Source organism: Pseudomonas sp. S5D5, assembly GCF_003013355.1.
GTDB lineage: Bacteria > Pseudomonadota > Gammaproteobacteria > Pseudomonadales > Pseudomonadaceae > Aquipseudomonas > Aquipseudomonas aylmerensis.
The window spans coordinates 5,406,170-5,428,014 of record NZ_PTEO01000001.1 but is presented as its reverse complement, the minus strand read 5'-3'; the positions used below and the strand labels follow the sequence as shown (position 1 = coordinate 5,428,014).

Below are 21,845 nucleotides of genomic sequence, written 5' to 3'. Positions count from 1 at the left end.
GTATTCCAGATTGGCGGCGGTAATGTGTGATGAAACCAACTCTACCCGCCCAACTCCTGCAAGCCCTTGCCCCGTGGCGCAATGCCCCGGCCTGGCACGTCGCATTCTCGGGTGGCCTTGATTCCACCGTCCTGCTGCACCTCCTGGCCACGCTGGCCAACACTGACCACCTCCCGCCACTGAGCGCGATCCATGTCCACCATGGCCTGCAAGCTGCCGCCGACGCGTGGCCTGTTCACTGCCAGTCAGTATGCGACAGCCTGGGCGTGCCCCTGCGTGTGATGCGCGTGCAGGTGCAACCCGGTGCCAGCCTGGAGCGCGCCGCCCGAGACGCGCGTTACCAGGCGTTTACCGAGGTGACGGGGGCAGGGCAGGTGATGCTCACCGGCCAGCATCGTGACGATCAGGCTGAAACCCTGCTGTTTCGCTTGTTGCGTGGCGCCGGGGTGCGCGGGTTGGCGGCAATGCCGGTACAGCGGCCATTGGCAGGTGGCTATCTGGTGCGGCCATTGCTGCATGTTTCGCGTGAAGAGCTGGAAGCCTACGCCCGCGTGCATCAGCTCAGGTGGATCGAAGACCCGTCCAACGCCGATCCACGCTTCTCTCGCAACTACCTTCGTCATCGTGTGTTGCCGGTGCTTGCGCAGCGCTGGCCTCAGGCCGTAGCCAGCCTTGCGCGCACGGCCGAGCACCTGAGTGAAGCCCAGGGCCTGCTCGATGAGCTGGCATACATGGATCTGCACACCGCCGATCAGCCGTCCCCCTTTGCCTGGCTGCCGTTACCGTCGCTGGCGCTTGCGCCGCTGTGTGAACTGTCCGACGCTCGTCAGCGCAACGCCCTGCGGCATTGGCTGACTCCGCTTACGCGCTTGCCCGACAGCGACCATTGGGCCAGCTGGCTTTCCCTGCGGGATGCCAAGGACGACGCACAGCCTGTGTGGTGCCTGGCTGACGGTGAGCTGCACCGTTGCCGTGGGCGCCTCTGGTGGCTGCCTGCCGTTTGGTCGGAGTTTTCCGACGCATCGGTGAGCTGGCCTGATCCGCAATACCCACTAGAGTTACCCGGCAATGGTCGGCTGAGTGTGACCGGCAATGCGCCTGCAGGCCCTTTGGTTGTCCGTTATCGCCAGGGCGGTGAAATCGTCGAAGTGCCAGGTCGAGGCCGGCGTGACTTGAAGCGCCTGCTTAATGAAAGTGGGCTGCCGGGTTTCGTCCGTGGCAGATTGCCGCTGCTCTATCAGGGCGAGCAATTGCTGGGTGTGCCCAGCCTTGCGGGACTCTGGCCAGCAACGCGCGAACGCTGGCAATTGCATTGGGTGCCACAGACTTGCGATCAAGGTTTGAGCTGATAGAGCCTTTCCGGTAGACTACGCTCCCTTCTTGATACAACTTCTGTGGATTCGCCTGAATCGCAGCAGTTGCCGATTACCAAGCAGTCTTTGCTGGGCGATTCCAAAAAATGTGTAGCGATCAACGTACCGGTGTTTCATTGCTGGTCTGTCACAACGCGGCGGTTTTTTTGAAAGGTGCACTGTGATTAATGCAGGTGATCGGGGGCTTCGGCCTTCCTTCGCTTTCCCCGGCGGCTCGGACCGCTTTAACGCAGACTTCTAGGGTTTTTCATGACGCGCTACATATTCGTCACGGGCGGTGTTGTTTCTTCATTGGGGAAAGGCATTGCCTCCGCTTCATTGGCGGCCATCCTGGAGGCGCGGGGACTTAAGGTCACCATGCTCAAGCTGGACCCGTACATCAACGTCGACCCGGGCACCATGAGCCCGTTCCAGCACGGTGAAGTGTTCGTCACCCACGACGGCGCCGAGACTGACCTGGACCTGGGCCACTACGAGCGGTTCATCCGCACGACCATGACCCAGAACAACAACTTCACCACCGGCCGTGTCTACGAGCACGTGCTGCGCAAGGAGCGCCGTGGTGACTACCTGGGTGCAACCATCCAGGTGATCCCGCACATCACCGACGAAATCAAGCGCCGCATCATCAAGGGTGCAGGCGATGCCGACGTGGCGATGGTCGAGATCGGTGGCACCGTGGGTGACATCGAGTCCCAACCGTTCCTCGAAGCCATCCGCCAGTTGCGTTTCGAAGTCGGCGCCAAGCGCGCGATGCTGATGCACCTGACACTGGTGCCGTACATCGCCACCGCCGGCGAAACCAAAACCAAGCCCACCCAGCACTCGGTCAAGGAACTGCGTTCCATCGGCCTGCAGCCGGACGTGCTGGTGTGCCGCTCCGATCACCCGATCGACATCTCCTCGCGTCGCAAGATCGCGCAGTTCACCAACGTTGAAGAGCGTGCGGTAATTGCCCTGGAAGACGCCGACACTATCTACAAGATCCCGGGCATCCTGCACTCGCAAGGCCTGGATGATTTTGTGGTCGAGCGTTTCGGCCTGCAGTGCGGCGGTGCCGACCTGTCCGAGTGGGAAGCTGTGGTCGACGCCAAGCTCAACCCTGAGCATGAAGTCACCATCGCCATGGTCGGCAAGTACATGGAACTGCTGGACGCGTACAAGTCGCTGATCGAAGCGATGAGCCACGCCGGTATCAGCAACCGGACCAAGGTCAACCTGCGCTACATCGATTCCGAAGACATCGAGAACCAGGGTACCGCGCTGCTCGAAGGGGTTGACGCGATCCTCGTACCGGGCGGTTTCGGCCTGCGTGGCGTGGAAGGCAAGATCACCGCCGTGCAGTACGCCCGTGAGAACAAAGTGCCGTACCTGGGTATCTGCCTCGGCATGCAAGTGGCCGTCATCGAGTTCGCCCGTAACGTGCTGGGCTGGAAAGACGCCAACTCCACCGAGTTCGACAGCAAGAGCGGCCACCCGGTCGTGGGCCTGATCACCGAGTGGGAAGATGCCACCGGTGCCGTCGAGACCCGCACCGAAGCCTCCGACCTGGGCGGCACCATGCGCCTTGGCGCGCAAGACTGCCTGCTGGAGCCGGGCTCGCTGGTCCACGATTGCTACGGCAAGGACGTGATCGTCGAGCGTCACCGTCACCGCTACGAAGTGAACAACAACCTGCTGCCGCAAATCAAAGAAGCCGGCCTGAAGATCTCCGGTCGCTCCGGTGATGGCGCGCTGGTTGAAGTGGTCGAGGCACCGGATCATCCGTGGTTCGTGGCTTGCCAGTTCCACCCTGAGTTCACCTCGACGCCGCGCGACGGTCACCCGTTGTTCAGCGGTTTCGTCAAAGCAGCACTGACGCAACATCAGAAGAAGGCGTAACCCTGATGGCCCAGAAGATCATTCGCGTAGGCGATATCGAGATTGCCAACGACAAGCCCATGGTGCTGTTCGGCGGCATGAACGTGCTGGAAAGCCGCGACATGGCGATGCAGGTCTGTGAAGAGTACGTACGCGTTACCCAGAAACTGGGGATCCCGTATGTGTTCAAGGCCAGCTTCGACAAGGCCAACCGTTCGTCCGTGACCTCCTATCGCGGCCCGGGCCTTGAAGAAGGCATGCGGATCTTCCAGGACATCAAGCAAGCCTTCGGCGTGCCGATCATCACCGACGTCCACGAGCCTGAGCAGGCTGCCGTGGTCGCCGAGGTGTGCGACATCATCCAGTTGCCGGCCTTCCTGTCGCGCCAGACCGACCTCGTGGTCGCCATGGCCAAGACCGGCGCGGTGATCAATATCAAGAAAGCCCAGTTCCTCGCACCCCAGGAGATGAAACACATCCTGAACAAGTGCGTGGAAGCGGGTAACGACCAGTTGATCCTCTGCGAGCGTGGTTCGAGCTTCGGCTACAACAACCTCGTGGTGGACATGCTCGGTTTCGGCATCATGAAACAGTTCGAATACCCGGTGTTCTTCGACGTGACCCACGCGCTGCAGATGCCGGGTGGCCGCGCCGATTCCGCTGGCGGGCGTCGTGCCCAGGTATTGGACCTGGCCAAGGCGGGCATCAGCCAGTCCCTGGCGGGCCTGTTCCTGGAAGCCCACCCGGACCCGGACAACGCCAAGTGCGACGGCCCCTGCGCCCTGCGCCTGGACAAGCTGGAGCCGTTCCTGGCCCAGCTCAAGCAGATGGACGAACTGGTCAAGAGTTTTCCTGTCGTCGAAACCGCGTAAGATCACGATCCCTGTGCAGGAGCCGGCTTGCCGGCGATGGCGCCCTCGAGCCTTGCGGCGATGCAACGGACCGCATCGCCGGCAAGCCGGCTCCTGCAATGTGCACCACAAGTTAAATCGAGCGGTATAGAGCGTTTTCGTCAACTTTGGAGTGTTTACAACAATGGCAAAAATCGTCGACATCAAAGGTCGTGAAGTTCTCGACTCCCGTGGCAACCCCACCGTCGAAGCCGACGTGCTTCTCGATAACGGCATCATCGGCAGCGCCTGCGCGCCGTCCGGTGCTTCCACCGGTTCGCGCGAAGCGCTGGAACTGCGTGATGGCGACAAGAGCCGTTACCTGGGCAAGGGTGTACTCAAGGCCGTAGCCAACATCAACGGCCCGATCCGTGACCTGTTGCTGGGCAAGGACCCGCTGGACCAGAAAGCCCTGGACCACGCGATGATCAAGCTCGACGGCACTGAAAACAAAGGTAGCCTGGGCGCCAACGCCATCCTCGCGGTGTCCCTGGCAGCTGCCAAGGCCGCGGCCCAGGACCAGGACCTGCCGCTGTACGCCCACATCGCCAACCTGAACGGCACGCCGGGTGTCTACTCGATGCCGGTCCCGATGATGAACATCATCAACGGCGGCGAACACGCCGATAACAACGTCGACATCCAGGAATTCATGGTGCAGCCGGTGGGCGCCAAGTCGTTCTCCGAAGGCCTGCGCATGGGCACCGAGATTTTCCATCACCTGAAGGCTGTACTGAAGGCCCGTGGCCTCAGCACTGCTGTGGGTGACGAAGGTGGTTTCGCGCCGAACCTGGCGTCCAACGAAGATGCACTGAAAGTGATCTCCGAAGCGGTGGCCAACGCTGGCTACACATTGGGCACCGACGTGACCCTGGCCCTGGACTGCGCGGCCAGCGAGTTCTACGAGGACGGTAAATACAACCTGTCCGGCGAAGGCCACGTGTTCACCTCCGAAGGTTTTGCCGACTACCTCAAGGGCCTGACCGAGCGCTACCCGATCATCTCGATCGAAGACGGCCTGGATGAGTCCGACTGGGCTGGCTGGAAAGTCCTCACCGACAAGATCGGCGAGAAAATCCAACTGGTGGGCGACGACCTGTTCGTGACCAACACCAAGATCCTGAAAGAAGGCATCGATAAAAAGATCGCCAACTCGATCCTGATCAAGTTCAACCAGATCGGCACCCTGACCGAAACCCTGGAAGCCATCCAGATGGCCAAGGCTGCGGGCTACACCGCCGTGATCTCCCACCGCTCCGGCGAAACCGAAGACTCGACCATTGCCGACCTGGCCGTGGGCACCTCGGCGGGCCAGATCAAGACCGGTTCCCTGTGCCGTTCCGACCGCGTTTCCAAGTACAACCAATTGCTGCGTATCGAAGAGCAACTGGGCGGCAAAGCCAAATACAACGGTCGCAGCGAGTTTCGCGGCTGATTGTTAAATGGTAAAAAGTCCGCGGATTGCGTCGGAAAAATCACGACAGTGTGCATTTCGACGCTAATCTGATGACTATCTAGCACAAGCCTGGTTCTTCCAGGCTTCGTGCTATCAGTTGCTGCAAAAGTTTTGCATGGCGGTCTTTTTTCACTGGATACCCGATATTCGATGCGCAGTCCCAATTGGTTGTTCCTCGTCTTGCTCTTGTTGCTGGCTGGCCTGCAGTACCGCCTATGGGTGGGTAATGGCAGCTTTGCGCAGGTAAAAGACCTGACGCAGCAAATTGCCGACCAGCATGCCGAGAACGAGCGTCTGCTGGAGCGTAACCGCGTCCTCGATGCCGAAGTGCTTGAGTTGAAAAAAGGCACCGAGACCGTGGAAGAGCGCGCGCGTCATGAGCTGGGCATGGTCAAGGAGGGCGAAACCCTCTACCAGTTGGCCCAATGAGTCACCGTTTGCCGGCCTTCTGGGCCGTGATACCTGCCGCGGGCATCGGTGCCCGTATGGCCGCGGACCGTCCCAAGCAATATCTGCAACTGGGCGGGCGCACTATTCTCGAACACAGCCTCGGCTGTTTCCTTGACCACCCTACGCTCAAGGGCCTGGTGGTCAGTCTTGCTGTTGATGATCCCTATTGGCCCAGCCTGGCGTGTGCCACTGACCCGCGCATCCAGCGTGCGGACGGCGGTTCGGAGCGCTCGGGGTCGGTGCTCAATGCACTGCTGCATCTGAATGCGCTGGGCGCCGGCGACGACGATTGGGTATTGGTGCACGATGCGGCGCGACCCAACCTGAGCCGCGATGATCTCGACAAACTCCTGGCGGAACTGGCGGACGACCCGGTGGGTGGCCTGCTCGCCGTGCCGGCCCGCGACACCCTCAAGCGCGTCGACAAACACGGCCGTGTGCAGGAAACCGTGGATCGCAGCCTGATCTGGCAAGCGTACACCCCGCAGATGTTCCGCCTCGGTGCTTTGCACCGTGCGCTGGCTGACAGCCTGGTGGCGGATGCGGTGATCACCGACGAAGCGTCGGCCATGGAGTGGGCCGGTCAGGCCCCCCGGCTGATCGAAGGACGCTCGGACAATATCAAAGTGACCCGGCCGGAAGATCTGGAGTGGTTGCGCTTGCAGTGGGCGAATCGGCGCTAGTCGGCGATATGTGCGAGCTGGCTTGCCTGCGAAGAGGCCGGCACCAACAGCCCAGCATTACCGGCTGTACTCCGGCCGCTCAGCCAACCCTTCCTTCAAGAAATCCACTAATTTCCTTACCTTCGGCGACAAGTGCCGTTGCTGCGGATACAGCGCCCACACTGCCGTATTCGGCGGCTGATGCGCCTCCAGCAGTGACACTAGCGCGCCGCTGTGCAAGTGCTCCAGGACGTAATAGTCCGGCAGCTGGCACAAGCCGACGCCTTGCAAGACCGCGTCCAACACCGCTTGCCCACTGTTGCAGCGCCAATTGCCCTGCACCCGCTGGGAAAATTCGCGCCCGTCCTGGGCCAGTTGCCAGATATCCGAGCTGCCGATCAGGCAGTTGTGCCGGCTCAATTCCGACAAACTATGTGGCCGACCATACCGGGCGAGGTAGGACGGTGACGCGCACAGGTACATGCGCCGGGGAGCGAGGCGGCTGGCGACCATGCGTGAATCCTGCAAGCGTCCCAGGCGAATCGCCAGGTCCAGGCCCTCGTGCACCAGGTCGAGCTGGCGATTGGTCAATTCGATATCTACCCGCAACTGCGGATACAGCGCCATGAACCGCGTCACCAACGGCACGATAAAGCGCTCGCCGTAGGCCACGGCGCAGGTCATGCGCAACATGCCCTTGGGCTCGCTGGTCAGGTCGCCCACGGCGCGCAGCGCTTCCTCGCGGCCATCCTGCAGGCGTTGGCAATGTTGCAGGAAAGTCTGGCCGGCTTCGGTCAGCGTCACTTTGCGCGTGCTGCGATAGAGCAAACGCGTCTGCAGGCGTTCTTCCAGGCGTGCCACTTGCCGGCTGATATGCGACGACGACACGCCCAGCCGCTCGGCTGCTGCAGTGAATTGGCTGCACTCGGCGACGGCGACGAACTCATCGATGCCTTCCCAGCGGTTTTCCAGCATGACGATTATCCCTGTACAGCAATAAAGTTTTGCTTTCGCCTGGATTATTAATCAGGGAGCCATGTTTTACACTCACCGTCTCAGTTTTTAACCCGATGGAGAATCCCGGATGATCAAGTCCCGTGCCGCCGTAGCCTTCGAAGCCAAGAAGCCCCTTGAGATCGTTGAAGTGGATGTGGCCATGCCCAAGGCGGGCGAGGTGCTGTTGCGGGTGGTTGCGTCCGGTGTGTGCCATACCGATGCCTACACCCTGTCGGGCGCCGACCCGGAAGGTATCTTCCCGTCGATTCTGGGCCATGAAGGCGGTGCGGTCGTTGAAGCGATCGGCGAGGGCGTGACTTCGGTGGCCGTCGGCGATCACGTGATCCCGCTGTACACCCCGGAATGCGGCAAGTGCAAATTTTGCCTGTCGGGCAAGACCAACCTGTGCCAGGCCATTCGCTCCACTCAGGGCAAAGGCTTGATGCCTGATGGCACCACGCGCTTTTCCTACAAGGGCCAGCCGATTTTCCACTACATGGGTACCTCGACATTCTCCGAGTACACCGTGCTGCCGGAAATTTCCGTGGCAAAAATTCCTAAAGAAGCCCCATTGGAAAAAGTCTGCCTGCTCGGCTGTGGCGTCACCACGGGTATTGGTGCAGTGATCAACACCGCCAAGGTCAAGCCGGGCGACACCGTGGCCATCTTCGGTCTCGGCGGGATCGGCCTGTCGGCGGTGATCGGCGCGGTGAAGGCCAAGGCGGGTCGTATCATTGCCATCGATATCAACCCGGCCAAGTTCGAAATCGCCAAGCAACTGGGTGCCACCGACTGCATCAACCCGAAAGACTACGATCGCCCGATCCAGGACGTGATTGTCGATTTGACTGACGGCGGCGTGGACTTTTCCTTCGAGTGCATCGGCAATGTGCAACTGATGCGCGCCGCCCTCGAGTGCTGCCACAAAGGCTGGGGCGAGTCGGTGATCATCGGCGTTGCCGGTGCTGGCCAGGAAATCGCCACGCGCCCCTTCCAACTGGTGACCGGGCGCGTCTGGCGCGGTTCGGCCTTCGGTGGCGTGCGCGGCCGCAGCGAATTGCCAAGCTATGTGGAAATGGCCCAGACCGGCGAAATCCCGCTGGATACCTTCATCACCCACACCATGGGCCTGGAAGACATCAACAAGGCGTTTGACCTGATGCACGAAGGCAAGAGCATTCGTACCGTCATCCATTTCTGAAGCAGCGGCAAGCTGCAAGCGACAAGCTGAAAGTGAGCACGCCTTACTTGCAGCTGATTGCTTGCCGCTTGCAGCTGGGAGCATTCTCATGACCCTGGAAAACATCTCATGCCAGAAGAGTTTTGGTGGCTGGCATAAACGCTACAAGCATCATTCCGATGTGCTCGATTGCGACATGACTTTCGCCGTCTACCTGCCGCCGCAAGCGGAGCAGGGCGGCAAGTTGCCGGTGCTGTACTGGCTGTCCGGGCTGACCTGCACCGACGAAAACTTCATGCAGAAGGCCGGCGCCCAGCGCATGGCCGCCGAGCTGGGGTTGATCATCGTGGCGCCGGACACCAGTCCCCGTGGCCCCGGTGTACCAGGTGACCCGGATAACGCCTGGGATTTTGGCCTGGGCGCGGGTTTCTATCTGAATGCCACCCAGCAACCCTGGGCCAAGCACTATCGGATGCATGACTACGTGGTGCAGGAATTGCCGGCACTGGTCGAGGCCCATTTCCCCGCATCGGATAAACGCGGGATCAGCGGGCACTCCATGGGCGGCCATGGTGCGCTGGTGTGTGCCTTGCGCAACCCCGGGCGTTACCTGTCGGTGTCGGCATTTTCGCCGATCAACAACCCGATGGATTGCCCCTGGGGCCAGAAAGCCTTCTCCCGTTACCTGGGCGAAGAGCGCTCGAAATGGCGTGAATGGGATGCTTGCGTGCTGATCAGCGAAGCCTCGCAGAAGCTGCCGCTGCTGGTAGACCAGGGCGACCGCGACGACTTCCTTGCCGTGCAACTCAAGCCGGAAGCCTTGCAGCAAGCGGCCAAGGCCGCCAACCATCCGCTGGAACTGCGCCTGCAGCCCGGCTATGACCACAGCTACTTCTTTATCGCCAGCTTCATCGAAGACCATTTGCGACATCATGGTCGTGCTTTGCTCGGTTAATGTGAGGCAAAAGTAGGTAGAATCACGCCCTGAATTAAATCGGGGCGTTTTTTTATGCGTATTGGCCACGGCTACGATGTGCACCGTTTCGCTGAAGGCGATTTCATCACCCTGGGCGGCGTGCGCATTGCACACCACCATGGGTTGCTGGCTCATTCCGACGGCGACGTTGTCCTGCATGCCTTGAGCGATGCCTTGCTCGGCGCAGCGGCGTTGGGCGATATCGGCAAGCACTTTCCGGACACCGACCCCACCTTCAAGGGGGCGGACAGCCGCGTGTTGCTGCGCCATGTGGTCGGCCTGATCCACGCCAAGGGCTGGAAGGTCGGCAACGTCGACAACACGATCGTGGCCCAGGCGCCGAAAATGGCCCCGCATATCGAATCGATGCGCGCGCTGATTGCCGCAGACCTGCAAATTGAATTGGATCAAGTCAACGTGAAAGCCACCACCACCGAAAAGCTCGGGTTTACCGGTCGTGAAGAGGGCATCGCGGTGCACTCCGTCGCCTTGTTGCTGCGCGCATGAATGACCTGCAACTGCTGGGCCCACGGGCCTACGGCGAGGCCTTGGGCAGCGCGGTCCTCAAGGCCACGGCGGAAGATTTCCAGGTGGACGAGGTGCTGGACATCCCGCTGAGCGGCGAGGGCGAGCACCTGTGGCTGTGGGTGGAAAAGCGCGGTCTGAATACCGAAGAAGCTGCGCGGCGGATTGCCAAGGCCGCTGGCGTGCCGTTGCGCACCGTCAGCTATGCCGGGCTCAAGGACCGCCAGGCGTTGACCCGCCAATGGTTCAGCGTGCAACTGCCGGGCAAGGCCGACCCGGACATGAGCGGCGCCGAAAACGACACCCTCAAGATCCTCAAGACCGGTCGGCATAAACGCAAGCTGCAGCGGGGCGCGCATTCGGCCAACGGTTTCACCTTGCGCCTGACCCAGTTGGACGCTGACACCGCCGCCATCGACGCGCGGTTGCAACTGATTGCCCAACACGGCATTCCGAACTACTTCGGCGCGCAGCGCTTTGGCCACAATGGCGGCAACGTCGCCGACGCCCGCGAATGGGCGGCGCGCAAGGCCTTGCCGGAACAGCGCAATGTGCGTTCGCGCTTGCTGTCTACCGCGCGCAGCTACCTATTCAACAAAGTCCTGGCAGCCCGTGTGGCCGATGGTTCGTGGCAGAAGGCCCAGGTCGGCGACCTGCTGGCGTTCACCGACAGTCGCAGCTTTTTTCCGGCGGGGGAGGCGGAATGCAGCGACCCGCGCCTGGCGATTCTGGACCTGCACCCCACCGGTCCACAGTGGGGCGAGGGCGACTCACCGGCGGCGGGTGCCACCCACGCGTTGGAACAGGCGATTGCCGCCGAAGAAGCTGACCTGCGCGATTGGCTGGTGAAAGCCGGCATGAGCCAGGAACGTCGCATTCTGCGACTGCCCATTGGCGGGTTGACGTGGCATTATCCCTCGCTGGACATTCTGCAATTGGAATTCGTCCTGCCGGCCGGATGCTTCGCCACTGTCTTGGTGCGCGAGCTTGTTGATCTGGTGCCGGTGGGGCAGACGGACAACCCATGCGTATTCTGATATCAAACGATGACGGTGCCACCGCACCCGGGCTTGCCGCGCTCTATGCTGCGCTGCAGGATTATGCCGAGTGTGTGGTGGTCGCCCCCGACCAGGACAAAAGCGGCGCCAGCAGCTCGCTGACGCTCGACCGTCCGCTGCACCCGCAGGTCCTGGCCAATGGCTTTATCAGCGTCAACGGTACCCCTACCGACTGCGTGCACCTGGCGATCAACAGCCTGCTGGACCAGGAACCGGACCTGGTGGTGTCGGGCATCAACCTCGGGGCGAACCTGGGCGATGACGTGCTGTATTCCGGTACCGTGGCGGCGGCCCTTGAAGGGCGTTTCCTGGGGCGTACCGCGTTCGCTTTTTCGTTTGCCTCGCGCCAATTGGACAACCTGCCCACTGCCGCCTATTTCGCGCGCAAGCTGGTGGAGGCCCATGGTTCCCTCGACCTGCCGCCACGCACGGTGCTCAACGTCAATATTCCCAACTTGCCCCTCGACCATATTCGCGGCATCCAGCTGACGCGCCTGGGCCATCGCGCCCGTGCGGCAGCGCCATTGAAGGTGGTCGACCCGCGTGGCAAGGAAGGCTACTGGATCGCCGCTGCGGGCGACGCTGAAGATGGCGGCCCAGGCACGGACTTTCATGCGGTGATGCAAGGTTATGTTTCGATTACCCCGTTGCAACTTGATCGCACCTTCAGTGATGCCTTCAGTGGTCTCGATGGATGGCTGGAGGGCCTGCGCTGATGGCTCGTGAACAAGACGACCTGCTGCGCCGTGGCATCGGGATGACGTCCCAGCGCACCCGCGAGCGTTTGATCCAGCGCCTGTACGAGGAAGGCTTGTCCAACGCCCAGGTACTGGAAGTGATCCGGCGCACGCCTCGGCATCTGTTTGTCGACGAGGCCCTGGCCCACCGTGCCTATGAAGACACGGCATTGCCGATCGGTCATAACCAGACCATCTCCCAGCCTTATATGGTGGCTCGCATGAGCGAGCTGCTGCTGGCCGCCGGGCCGTTGGACAAGGTGCTGGAAATCGGCACCGGCTCCGGCTACCAGACCGCGGTACTGGCGCAACTGGTGGAGCGGGTGTTCTCGGTGGAGCGCATCAAGGTGCTGCAGGACCGCGCCAAGGAACGCCTGGTGGAGCTGAACCTGCGCAACGTGGTGTTCCGCTGGGGTGATGGCTGGGAAGGCTGGCCGGCGCTGGCGCCGTATAACGGCATCATCGTCACCGCCGTGGCCACGGATGTGCCGCAAGCGTTGCTCGACCAACTCGCGCCGGGCGGCCGCCTGGTGATCCCGGTGGGTTCCGGCGAAGTGCAACAATTGATGCTCATTATCCGTGAGGACGACGGCTTTTCCCGGCATGTGCTGGGGGCCGTGCGATTCGTACCGTTGCTGAACGGCCCGCTGGCCTGATCATTTGTTCATGGGCAGTGAATTCTGCTGGTGAGGATGTGTCTTACGGCGGGGTTCATCGAGTCAACAAGATGAGCGGCGGCATTCAACAGGATGAATTTTTCGTTTCAGTCGTGTGCCGGTAAAAAGCCAATGCCCAGTTATACTTGCGTCATATTTCAAGCCTGATACAGGCGTTCATGTTCAGCCACCACAAAGGGAGCGGCGGGTGAGTCTCACAGGTCTTGCGCAGCGTATGAGTAAAACAAGCTTTCAGCGACTGGTGCTTGGCCTTGTCTTGAGTTCCCTGTTGGCGGCGTGCTCCAGCTCGCCAAGCAGCGGCGCGCGGGTGGTTGACCGTAATAGCGCAGTGCCGCAAAAGCCGACGGTCACCACTGGCCAGTACGTGGTTCGCAAAGGCGACACACTGTTCTCGATTGCCTTCCGTTATGGCTGGGACTACAAGGCTCTTGCAGCTCGCAACAATATTCCTGTGCCGTATACGATACATCCGGGTCAGACCATTCGCTTCGATGGGCGCACCGGTTCAACGCCTACGGCAGTGGTGACAAACAGCGGATCTTCGCCGTCGTCTTCGAGCAAGACCACCATCATCACCCGGCCTGCAGGCACCGTCGCGCCTACGGTTGCGAGCAAGCCGGCACCCGCGCCGCTGCCGCCGGCAGGGCCTGCACCGACCGGTTGGGGGTGGCCTTCAAACGGGGTATTGATTGGAAAATTCTCTTCAAACGGTAGTTTGAATAAAGGCATTGATATCGCCGGAGATTTGGGACAGCCTGTTTTAGCTGCGTCTGATGGGACAGTGGTGTACGCCGGGAGTGGTTTACGGGGCTACGGCGAGCTGGTCATCATCAAACACAGCGATACCTACGTCAGTGCCTACGGTCACAACCGCAGGCTGTTGGTTCGGGAGGGGCAGCAGGTCAAAGTCGGACAGACAATTGCCGAAATGGGGTCAACTGGTACAGACCGGGTGAAACTGCACTTTGAGATTCGCCGTCAGGGGAAGCCCGTAGATCCGCTGCAATTCCTACCCCGTCGTTGATGTGTTGCACAGCCTGTTCCCTCACGTAGAAGGAACAGGCTCCAGCGTTGCCAAGGATAAAGGCGTCGCTTGAGCTTGAGGTCGAACTCACCAAAGGACTATAACAATGGCTCTCAGTAAAGAAGCGCCGGAGTTTGACATCGACGATGAGGTTCTCCTTATGGAGACCGGTATCGCTACGGAATCGATGTCGAATGAGGGACCTGCTGTACCTTCAGTTCGTACCAAATCCAAGAACTCCACCGCGTTAAAGCAACACAAATACATTGACTACACCCGGGCGCTCGACGCGACCCAGCTGTACCTCAATGAAATCGGCTTTTCCCCCCTGCTGACCCCCGAAGAAGAAGTCCATTTTGCGCGCTTGTCGCAAAAGGGCGATCCGGCTGGGCGCAAGCGCATGATTGAAAGCAACCTGCGACTGGTGGTGAAAATCGCTCGACGCTACGTCAATCGTGGGCTGTCGCTGTTGGACCTGATCGAGGAAGGCAACCTGGGCTTGATCCGGGCGGTGGAGAAGTTCGACCCTGAGCGGGGCTTCCGCTTCTCAACCTATGCCACCTGGTGGATTCGCCAGACCATCGAACGGGCGATCATGAATCAGACCCGCACGATCCGGCTGCCAATCCATGTGGTCAAGGAGCTCAACGTCTACCTGCGGGCGGCGCGTGAGCTGACACAAAAACTCGATCATGAACCCTCGCCCGAAGAAATCGCCAACCTGCTGGAAAAACCGGTAGGGGAGGTCAAGCGCATGCTGGGCCTTAACGAGCGGGTGTCTTCGGTCGACGTCTCGCTGGGTCCGGATTCGGATAAAACCCTGCTGGACACCCTGACGGATGATCGTCCTACAGATCCTTGCGAGCTGTTGCAGGACGATGATCTGTCCCAAAGCATTGACCAGTGGTTGTCGGAGCTCACGGACAAGCAGCGTGAGGTGGTGATCCGCCGCTTCGGCCTGCGTGGCCACGAGAGCAGCACCCTGGAGGATGTAGGCCTGGAGATCGGCCTGACCCGTGAGCGGGTGCGGCAGATCCAGGTAGAAGGGCTCAAGCGCTTGCGTGAGATCCTGGAGAAGAATGGCTTGTCGAGTGAGTCGTTGTTCCAATAGGCGACGCAGGACGAAATGTGGGAGCGGGCTTGCTCGCGAATGCGCAGTATCAGTAGGTAGATGTGCTGACTGATCCAGCGCTTTCGCGAGCAAGCCCGCTCCCACATTGCTTTGTGCGCGGAATCACAGCACCAAATTGAAGGCATAAAAAAACCCCGCTTTTGAGGGCGGGGTTTTTTCGACTAAGTCAGTACAAGTTAGATAACTTGAACTTCTTCAGCTTGCATGCCTTTCTGACCGCGGGTAGCGATGAAAGAAACCTGTTGGCCTTCTTTCAGGCTTTTGAAGCCGTCGGATTGGATAGCTTTGAAGTGAACGAACAGGTCGTCACCGGATTGTGGAGTGATGAAGCCGAAGCCTTTTTCATCGTTGAACCACTTAACGGTACCAGTTTGGCGATTAGACATGGTGTATCTCCTTGGACAAAGTTAACTGCGACTCAGGAAAAGCCCTGGCCGAGACTGAGTGCAAAGAGCAGGAAAAATTCTTGGAGATGGTTGGATCGAAATTCAACATATCGTGTAGAGATTCTCAGTGACACAAGCAGCACAGTGGCGCCACCTTAACCCTTTTTCCGGGACGTGCCAATGGTATTTCCGAAGGTTTCTCTATTTTCGTGACTGGCGGTGGTATTTACCGCCACCAGCGCCTGCAACCCGGGTCCCGGCCCCGCTGGCCGCGACTTACAGGAGCGTGCGCATTCATCAACAAATCCCCCACGCCCTTTGAACCCCAACGCTGGCCCCGGTAAGATGCCCCACAGAATTTTTCCACCTCGCTATTCAGGACACCCGCCATGAGCATCAAATCGGACAAGTGGATTCGCCGCATGGCGCAAGAGCACGGCATGATCGAGCCCTTCGTAGAGCGCCAGATGCGTGGCGAAGGCGCTGAACGCCTGATTTCCTACGGGGTTTCCAGCTACGGCTACGATGTGCGTTGCGCCGATGAATTCAAGGTGTTCACCAATATCAATTCGGCGACCGTCGATCCGAAAAACTTCGACGAAAAAAGCTTCGTCGACGTGAAGAGCGACGTGTGCATCATCCCGCCAAACTCCTTCGCCCTGGCGCGTACCGTGGAGTTTTTCCGCATTCCGCGCGACGTGCTGACCATCTGCCTGGGCAAGAGCACCTACGCTCGCTGCGGCATTATCGTCAACGTGACGCCGCTCGAGCCTGAGTGGGAAGGTCACGTGACCCTGGAGTTCTCCAACACCACCACGCTGCCAGCGAAGATCTACGCCAACGAAGGCGTGGCGCAGATGCTGTTCCTGCAGTCCGATGAGGCCTGTGAAGTGTCCTACAAGGACCGTGGCGGCAAGTACCAGGGCCAGCGTGGCGTGACCTTGCCGCGCGCTTGATCGAAAGGTCCTACACGCCAAGGGAATTAGTCTGCGGAAAGTGACTCTATTGGGTGTACTGCCTCGGCGCGTGCAAGACGCGCCGGGCCACGCTTGAGGAGTACTTTTATGAAGATCGACCCGCGAATCAGCGCCGAACTTGCCCGGCTTGAACCCAACCAGATTGGTGTTTTGGCCTGGTCCCTGATGGCCGATCCCGCCTACGCAGGCGGCATCCCCGGCCAACCCGAGCCGGATTACCCCCAGCCGACCGAGCCCGGTGAACCGACCCTCCCGGACGAGCCACCGCCTGCGCCTGTCGCCTGATAACTGGGAGGCCGGTCAACGCACTGGCCATACCTCGTGATCACCGATCACAAAGATCCGGTGGTCATTGTCCTGCTCCACCGCATAACCCCCCGTAAACGCCCCGAACGCCGGCAACAGGCTGACGCGGCTACCCAGCTGGAAGCACGGCAGGCGCAAGCGTTGCCGGCCTTTGCCGCGCAAGTGATACACCGGGTGCACATGGCCCGCGAGTACATGGTGGCTGGCATGCGCATCCGGTTCGTGTTGCAGCGCGAATGGCCCCATCAGCAGCGGCTCCGCGACCACCTCGATGTCCAAGTCCGCCGGCGGGTCGCCTGCGCGCTTGTCGTGATTGCCGCGAATCAAGGTCAGGTGCAGCCCTGTATGGCGTTCACGCCACGCCCGCAAGGCGCCCAGCGTGCCACTGGCATGCGAGCCAGGGCCGTGCAGGAAGTCGCCCAGGAAGATCACGCGCGCGCAGGTGAAGGCCGATAACAGCCGATCCAGTCGTTGCAGGTTCTCGGTGGTAGTCCCCTGTGGCACCGGTTGCCCGAGGCTGCGGTAGGCCGAGGCCTTGCCGAAATGCGCATCGGCGATCAGCAAACACTGATGCGCAGGCCAATACACGGCCTTGTCCGCCAGCAGCCATAACGTTTCACCTTCCAATTGCACGGTGTAATACATCAAGCCTTCCCATTATCCGCGACTTTCTCCAGGTCCTTGACCATCCGCGCGATGCGCTCGGAGAGTTTTTCCGAACTCATGCTTTCACGCATCCGTTCCACCAACAGCGGAAAGGCCAGCGGTGTCGGCCGTTCTATCACGTGCAAGTCCAGTTGCAGCGCCGACAGACGCCGCAGTGTCTGTTCCAGCCGACGAATATCCAACTCATCACGCAGGACTTCTTCCCCGGCCTGGGTCAGCAACAGGTTCTGCGGGTCATATTGCTTGAATACCTCGAAGAACAGGCCGCTGGACGCCTGTACCTGGCGTGTACTTTTCGGCGCGCCGGGGTATCCGGCAAACACCAGTCCGGCGATCCGCGCAATCTCGCGAAAGCGGCGCAGGGCGAGTTCGCCGGCGTTCAGGCTGGCCACGACGTCGGCCAGCAAGTCTGCCGGGCTCAGCAATGCCTCATTCAGCAGGGCAGGCCACTCCACCGGTGTCGCGCTCAGCAGCTCCAAGCCGTAATCATTCACTGCAATCGAAAAGGTCACGGGTTGGCGTTGGCTGACCCGCCATGCCAACAGGCTCGCCAGGCCCAAGTGCACCTGGCGCCCGGCAAACGGGTAGAGAAACAGGTGCCACCCCTCGCGTGATTTCAGGGCTTCGGCCAACAACCCGTCGTGCGTCGGCAGGCCGGACCAGCGCAACTGCGTCTGCAACAAGGGTTGCACCGCGCGCATTTCCGGCCCGTCGTAGTGCCCGCGCGCCGCAGCGTCGAAGCGTTCCACCACGGCTTGCGCCAACTCATTGGAAAGCGGCATGCGCCCGCCATTCCAGCGCGGCACTGCGGCTTTTTTGGCGCTGCTGCGACGTACATAGGCGGTCATGTTTTCCACCCGGACCAGCTCCAGCAAGCGTCCGGCAAACAGGAACCCATCACCCGGCTTGAGGCGCGCGATGAAGCCTTCTTCGACACTGCCGAGGTTTTTGCCGCCGCCGCCCTTGCTCCAGAATTTCAGCTGGATGCTGGCGTCGCTGACAATGGTGCCCACGCTCATGCGATGCCGGCGCGCGAGCCTGGCGTCGGGGACGCGCCAGATGCCGTGTTCGTCGGGCTCCACGCGGCGGTAGTCCGGGTAGGCGGTCAGCGACAGCCCGCCATGGCGCACAAAGCCCAGGGCCCAGGTCCAGTCGGCCTCGGTCAGGTCGCGATAGGCCCAGGCACCGCGCACTTCCGCCAGCAGTGCATCGGGGGTGAAGCCACCGCCCAGCGCCATGCTCACCAAGTGCTGTACGAGTACATCCAACGGCTTGTGCGGCGATTCCCGCGCTTCGATGTGCCGCTGCGCAATGGCATCCTGGGCGGCGGCAGCTTCCACCAGTTCCAGGCTGTGGGTCGGCACCAGCGTCACCCGCGATGGCCGCCCCGGCGCGTGGCCCGAGCGCCCGGCGCGTTGCATCAGCCGCGCCACGCCTTTGGCCGAGCCAATTTGCAGGACTCGTTCCACCGGCAGGAAATCCACCCCCAGGTCCAGGCTCGAGGTGCACACTACGGCCTTGAGCTGCCCGTCCTTGAGTGCGCGCTCGACCCAGTCACGCGTCTCCCGGGACAGTGAGCCATGGTGAAGGGCAATCAAGCCCGCCCAGTCCGGGCGCGCCTCGAGCAACGCCTGGTACCAGATTTCCGATTGCGCGCGGGTATTGGTGAATACCAGGCAACTGCTGCTGGTTTCCACTTCGGCCACTACCTGCGGCAACATTTTCAAGCCGATATGCCCGGCCCAGGGGAAGCGTTCCGCGATGGGCGGCAATAAGGTGTCGACCAACAGCTGCTTGGCTGTCTGCCCCTGCACGTTGATCCCGCCACCTTGTGGGACCAATACCTCCAAGGCGTGAGCCTGATTACCCAGCGTTGCCGAAATCCCCCATACCATCAGCTCGGGATGCCAACGCCGCAGCCGTGCCAACGCCAGCTGCAGTTGCACGCCGCGCTTGTTGCCGATCAGCTCATGCCATTCATCCACCACCACCATGCGCAGGTGCGCCAGGCTCACTTCGCTGTCCGCGCGGGCGAGCATCAGGGTCAGGCTTTCTGGAGTGGTGACCAGTGCGGTGGGCTGTCGGCGTGTCTGGCGTGCACGCTCGCTGCTGCTGGTGTCGCCGGTGCGCAGGCCGATGCTCCAGGGAATCTGCAAGGCCTCGAGCGGTGCTTCGAGTGCGCGGGCGGTATCGGCGGCCAACGCCCGCATTGGCGTGATCCACAGCACCGTCAGTGGCTCTGCGGGCGCTTTGCGTTTGCCGCTGGCCGGCGGGCGAGTGATGGCGAAGCGATTGAGGGCGGCAAACCACAGCGCATAGGTTTTGCCCGCACCAGTGCTGGCATGCAGCAAGCCGGACTGGCCTGCCTTGACGGCAGCCCACACCGCTTTCTGGAAGGCGAACGGTTTCCAGCCCTTGGCGGCGAACCATGTTTTGGCGAAGTCGTGGGGTTTTGCCATGCGACGGCTGACACTCTGGAAGGCCTATTCCACAGACCTTCACCGAGCATCAAAGGTTTAACGCAATCCTTGCAGGCGCGTCGCACCGCGGCGAGGGTGGCGCAAAGATCGCCGCAGGGCTCAAGGCGCTATCGCCAGGCGGTTCCTACACGTTTACTTCAGGTTGCCGCTGAGAAATTGCTGCAGCCGCTCGCTTTTCGGGTTGCCCAGCACATCCGCCGGCGCACCTTGCTCTTCCACCAGGCCCTTGTGCAGGAACAGCACCTGGCTCGACACCTTGCGCGCGAAGCTCATCTCATGGGTCACCATGATCATGGTGCGGCCTTCCTCGGCCAGGCCCTGGATCACCTTCAATACCTCGCCCACCAGCTCCGGGTCGAGGGCTGAAGTAGGCTCGTCAAACAGCATCACTTCCGGCTCCATGGCCAGGGCGCGGGCGATGGCCACCCGTTGCTGCTGCCCACCGGAGAGAAAGGCCGGGTATTGATCGGCCACGCGTGCCGGCAGGCCGACCTTGTCGAGGTAGCGACGGGCACGGTCTTCGGCGTCCTTCTTGCTGCAACCCAGCACCCGGCGCGGGGCCATGGTGATGTTTTCCAGCACGCTCATGTGGCTCCACAGGTTGAAGTGCTGGAACACCATCGCCAGGCGTGTGCGCAGGCGCTGCAGTTCGGCATCGTCAGCCACGCGCATGCCATGGCGGTCGCTGACCATGCGGATCGGCTGGCCGTCGAGGGTCATGGCGCCGTCGTTGGGGGTTTCCAGGAAGTTGATGCAGCGCAAAAAGGTGCTCTTGCCCGAGCCGCTGGCGCCGATCAGGCTGATCACGTCACCGGTCTTGGCCTTGAGCGAGACACCTTTGAGCACTTCATTGTCGCCATAGCTTTTATGCAGGCCTTCAACGGTCAATTTGTACATGGGGCGTGCATCCTCAAGGCGAAAGTAGATAGCCGCTACGGTAGGCCTCTGAGCCGGCGACATGGCCGATGACCATCCCGGCAGTGGCCATGCGGCGTAGCGAACGGGCGTAAAGCAGGCCGGCCTTCTGGCAGTGCACAGGCGTTACGCGGTCGGTAATGGGGTCGATGACGTCGGCGATCAGTTGCCCGGCCTCCAGGTATTCCCCCGGCAGGGCGCTGAACACCAGCAGGCCGCCGACCGGTGTCGCCACCGGTTCGACGCCTGCCAGCGGCGTGGCGGGGTAGGGCAGCGCCGGCAGCGGGGCGGGTTCGCCCTCGATCGCGCCGAAGTGGATCAGGTAATCGATGATCGCCTGGCAATCGAGGCTGGCCAGCCCATGGTTGACGTCGCCCTGGCCACGCAGCTCGACGGTGACGGAAAAGCTGCCCATGGGGATCGGGAAGCGCTCGCCGAATCGCTGCTGCAATTGCCACCACACCAGGGTGAAACACTCATCGAAGGATTGGCCGCCGGAATCGGTGGCGAGCAAGTTGGCTTCCGAGCCGAGATAGCGCGCCAGCGGCTCGACCTGCGGCCACGCCTCGGGCGTGGTGTACAGGTGCGCCACGGCTTCGAAATCGCAATGCAGGTCGAGCACCATGTCGGCGTCGCAGGCCAGGCGTTGCAGCACCAGGCGCTGGGAGTGCAGCTGGGTCTCGGCGGTTTGCGCGGCGAGGGCGTTGGACAGCGCGGTACGGATCAGTTCGACGTTGTGTCGCGGATCATCCCCGAGCAATGCCTCGACCTGGTTACCCACCGCGTCACTGAGGTCGACAAACAAGCGATTGAAGTTCTGCCCGCTTTCGAGCTCGTAGCGGCCCAGCGGAATATCCATCAACACCTGTTCCAGGCCCACCGGGTTGGCGATCGGCACCAGCACGATTTCGCTGCGCAGGCGCCCGGCGGCCTCCAGTTGCGCCAGGCGCAGCTTGAGGTGCCAGGCCACCAGCATGCCGGGCATTTCATCGGCATGCAGCGACGACTGGATGTAGATCTTGCCTTCAGCCTGTTCCGGGCCGAAGTGGAAACTGTGAATCTGCCGCGCCGTGCCAGGCACCGGCGCGATCAGTTCATGAACCTGATGACGCATGAAGG

General features: G+C 61.4%; 22 protein-coding genes. 16 read left to right on the top strand and 6 right to left on the bottom strand.

The window, feature by feature from the left end; genetic code table 11:
• Window positions 1–29 precede the first annotated feature (29 nt).
• The 6 genes from tilS (at window position 30) to ispD (ending at window position 6,712) form a co-directional block, all read left to right on the top strand.
• A complete protein-coding gene (gene tilS, locus C9990_RS24790; protein ID WP_106804955.1) occupies window positions 30–1,349 on the top strand; it encodes a tRNA lysidine(34) synthetase TilS in 1,320 nt (439 codons plus the stop codon).
• Window positions 1,350–1,622: 273 nt separating this feature from the next.
• Window positions 1,623–3,254, top strand: coding sequence for a CTP synthase (locus C9990_RS24785; protein ID WP_065903062.1), 1,632 nt, complete (start codon window positions 1,623–1,625; stop codon window positions 3,252–3,254).
• Window positions 3,255–3,259: 5 nt separating this feature from the next.
• Complete coding sequence (gene kdsA, locus C9990_RS24780; protein WP_106804954.1) at window positions 3,260–4,105, top strand: 3-deoxy-8-phosphooctulonate synthase; 846 nt, start codon at window positions 3,260–3,262, stop codon at window positions 4,103–4,105.
• A gap of 163 nt (window positions 4,106–4,268) precedes the next feature.
• Window positions 4,269–5,558 (top strand): phosphopyruvate hydratase, encoded by a 1,290-nt coding sequence (gene eno / locus C9990_RS24775; RefSeq protein WP_065903054.1) that lies wholly within the window; start codon window positions 4,269–4,271, stop codon window positions 5,556–5,558.
• Window positions 5,559–5,729: 171 nt separating this feature from the next.
• Window positions 5,730–6,008 (top strand): cell division protein FtsB, encoded by a 279-nt coding sequence (ftsB, locus tag C9990_RS24770; protein WP_003172294.1) that lies wholly within the window; start codon window positions 5,730–5,732, stop codon window positions 6,006–6,008.
• The gene (ispD, locus tag C9990_RS24765) at window positions 6,005–6,712 is read left to right on the top strand and encodes a 2-C-methyl-D-erythritol 4-phosphate cytidylyltransferase (protein ID WP_106804953.1); all 708 of its coding nucleotides are present in this window, start codon (window positions 6,005–6,007) and stop codon (window positions 6,710–6,712) included. The genes ftsB and ispD overlap by 4 nt, the downstream gene beginning before the upstream one ends.
• A gap of 57 nt (window positions 6,713–6,769) precedes the next feature.
• Here the strand turns inward: ispD and C9990_RS24760 are convergent, their stop codons facing one another.
• Window positions 6,770–7,666, bottom strand: coding sequence for a LysR substrate-binding domain-containing protein (locus tag C9990_RS24760; RefSeq protein WP_106804952.1), 897 nt, complete (start codon window positions 7,664–7,666; stop codon window positions 6,770–6,772).
• A gap of 109 nt (window positions 7,667–7,775) precedes the next feature.
• On the opposite strand from C9990_RS24760, the gene C9990_RS24755 reads away from it, so the two are divergent.
• The 8 genes from C9990_RS24755 (at window position 7,776) to rpoS (ending at window position 14,975) form a co-directional block, all read left to right on the top strand.
• Complete coding sequence (locus C9990_RS24755; RefSeq protein WP_010212435.1) at window positions 7,776–8,888, top strand: S-(hydroxymethyl)glutathione dehydrogenase/class III alcohol dehydrogenase; 1,113 nt, start codon at window positions 7,776–7,778, stop codon at window positions 8,886–8,888.
• Between the two features lie 88 nt (window positions 8,889–8,976).
• Window positions 8,977–9,822, top strand: a complete 846-nt coding sequence (gene fghA, locus C9990_RS24750; RefSeq protein WP_106804951.1) for an S-formylglutathione hydrolase — start codon at window positions 8,977–8,979, stop codon at window positions 9,820–9,822.
• A 54-nt stretch (window positions 9,823–9,876) separates the two neighbouring features.
• Entirely contained in the window at window positions 9,877–10,350 is a 474-nt protein-coding gene (gene ispF / locus C9990_RS24745) for a 2-C-methyl-D-erythritol 2,4-cyclodiphosphate synthase (RefSeq protein ID WP_012722614.1), read from the top strand.
• Complete coding sequence (gene truD, locus C9990_RS24740) at window positions 10,347–11,405, top strand: tRNA pseudouridine(13) synthase TruD (RefSeq protein ID WP_106804950.1); 1,059 nt, start codon at window positions 10,347–10,349, stop codon at window positions 11,403–11,405. Before ispF ends, truD begins: the two co-directional genes overlap by 4 nt.
• On the top strand, window positions 11,393–12,142 hold the full coding sequence (gene surE / locus C9990_RS24735; RefSeq protein ID WP_065903045.1) for a 5'/3'-nucleotidase SurE: 750 nt from the start codon (window positions 11,393–11,395) through the stop codon (window positions 12,140–12,142). The genes truD and surE overlap by 13 nt, the downstream gene beginning before the upstream one ends.
• 41 nt (window positions 12,143–12,183) lie before the next feature.
• Window positions 12,184–12,819 (top strand): protein-L-isoaspartate(D-aspartate) O-methyltransferase, encoded by a 636-nt coding sequence (locus tag C9990_RS24730; protein ID WP_177343936.1) that lies wholly within the window; start codon window positions 12,184–12,186, stop codon window positions 12,817–12,819.
• Between the two features lie 208 nt (window positions 12,820–13,027).
• A complete protein-coding gene (locus tag C9990_RS24725; RefSeq protein ID WP_106804949.1) occupies window positions 13,028–13,864 on the top strand; it encodes a peptidoglycan DD-metalloendopeptidase family protein in 837 nt (278 codons plus the stop codon).
• 106 nt (window positions 13,865–13,970) lie between these two features.
• Entirely contained in the window at window positions 13,971–14,975 is a 1,005-nt protein-coding gene (gene rpoS / locus C9990_RS24720; RefSeq protein WP_025855149.1) for an RNA polymerase sigma factor RpoS, read from the top strand.
• A 197-nt stretch (window positions 14,976–15,172) separates the two neighbouring features.
• Here the strand turns inward: rpoS and C9990_RS24715 are convergent, their stop codons facing one another.
• Window positions 15,173–15,382, bottom strand: a complete 210-nt coding sequence (locus C9990_RS24715; protein WP_002554837.1) for a cold-shock protein — start codon at window positions 15,380–15,382, stop codon at window positions 15,173–15,175.
• 389 nt (window positions 15,383–15,771) lie between these two features.
• Between C9990_RS24715 and dcd the strand changes: the two genes are divergently transcribed.
• Window positions 15,772–16,338 carry a dCTP deaminase gene (gene dcd, locus C9990_RS24710; RefSeq protein ID WP_065903042.1) on the top strand — a complete coding sequence of 189 codons (567 nt, stop codon included), beginning with the start codon at window positions 15,772–15,774 and terminating at the stop codon, window positions 16,336–16,338.
• Window positions 16,339–16,446: 108 nt separating this feature from the next.
• Window positions 16,447–16,644, top strand: coding sequence for a hypothetical protein (locus C9990_RS24705; protein WP_010212420.1), 198 nt, complete (start codon window positions 16,447–16,449; stop codon window positions 16,642–16,644).
• A gap of 15 nt (window positions 16,645–16,659) precedes the next feature.
• Here the strand turns inward: C9990_RS24705 and pdeM are convergent, their stop codons facing one another.
• The 4 genes from pdeM to C9990_RS24685 all read right to left on the bottom strand — a co-directional run bounded on the left by pdeM (window position 16,660) and on the right by C9990_RS24685 (window position 21,840).
• Entirely contained in the window at window positions 16,660–17,310 is a 651-nt protein-coding gene (gene pdeM, locus C9990_RS24700) for a ligase-associated DNA damage response endonuclease PdeM (protein WP_106804948.1), read from the bottom strand.
• On the bottom strand, window positions 17,310–19,790 hold the full coding sequence (locus tag C9990_RS24695) for a ligase-associated DNA damage response DEXH box helicase (RefSeq protein ID WP_106804947.1): 2,481 nt from the start codon (window positions 19,788–19,790) through the stop codon (window positions 17,310–17,312). The genes pdeM and C9990_RS24695 overlap by 1 nt, the downstream gene beginning before the upstream one ends.
• A gap of 153 nt (window positions 19,791–19,943) precedes the next feature.
• Window positions 19,944–20,708: an ABC transporter ATP-binding protein gene (locus tag C9990_RS24690; RefSeq protein WP_065903037.1), complete on the bottom strand. Its 765-nt coding sequence runs from the start codon at window positions 20,706–20,708 to the stop codon at window positions 19,944–19,946.
• 13 nt (window positions 20,709–20,721) lie between these two features.
• Window positions 20,722–21,840 (bottom strand): succinylglutamate desuccinylase/aspartoacylase family protein, encoded by a 1,119-nt coding sequence (locus C9990_RS24685; RefSeq protein WP_106804946.1) that lies wholly within the window; start codon window positions 21,838–21,840, stop codon window positions 20,722–20,724.
• Between the last annotated feature and the right edge of the window lie 5 nt (window positions 21,841–21,845).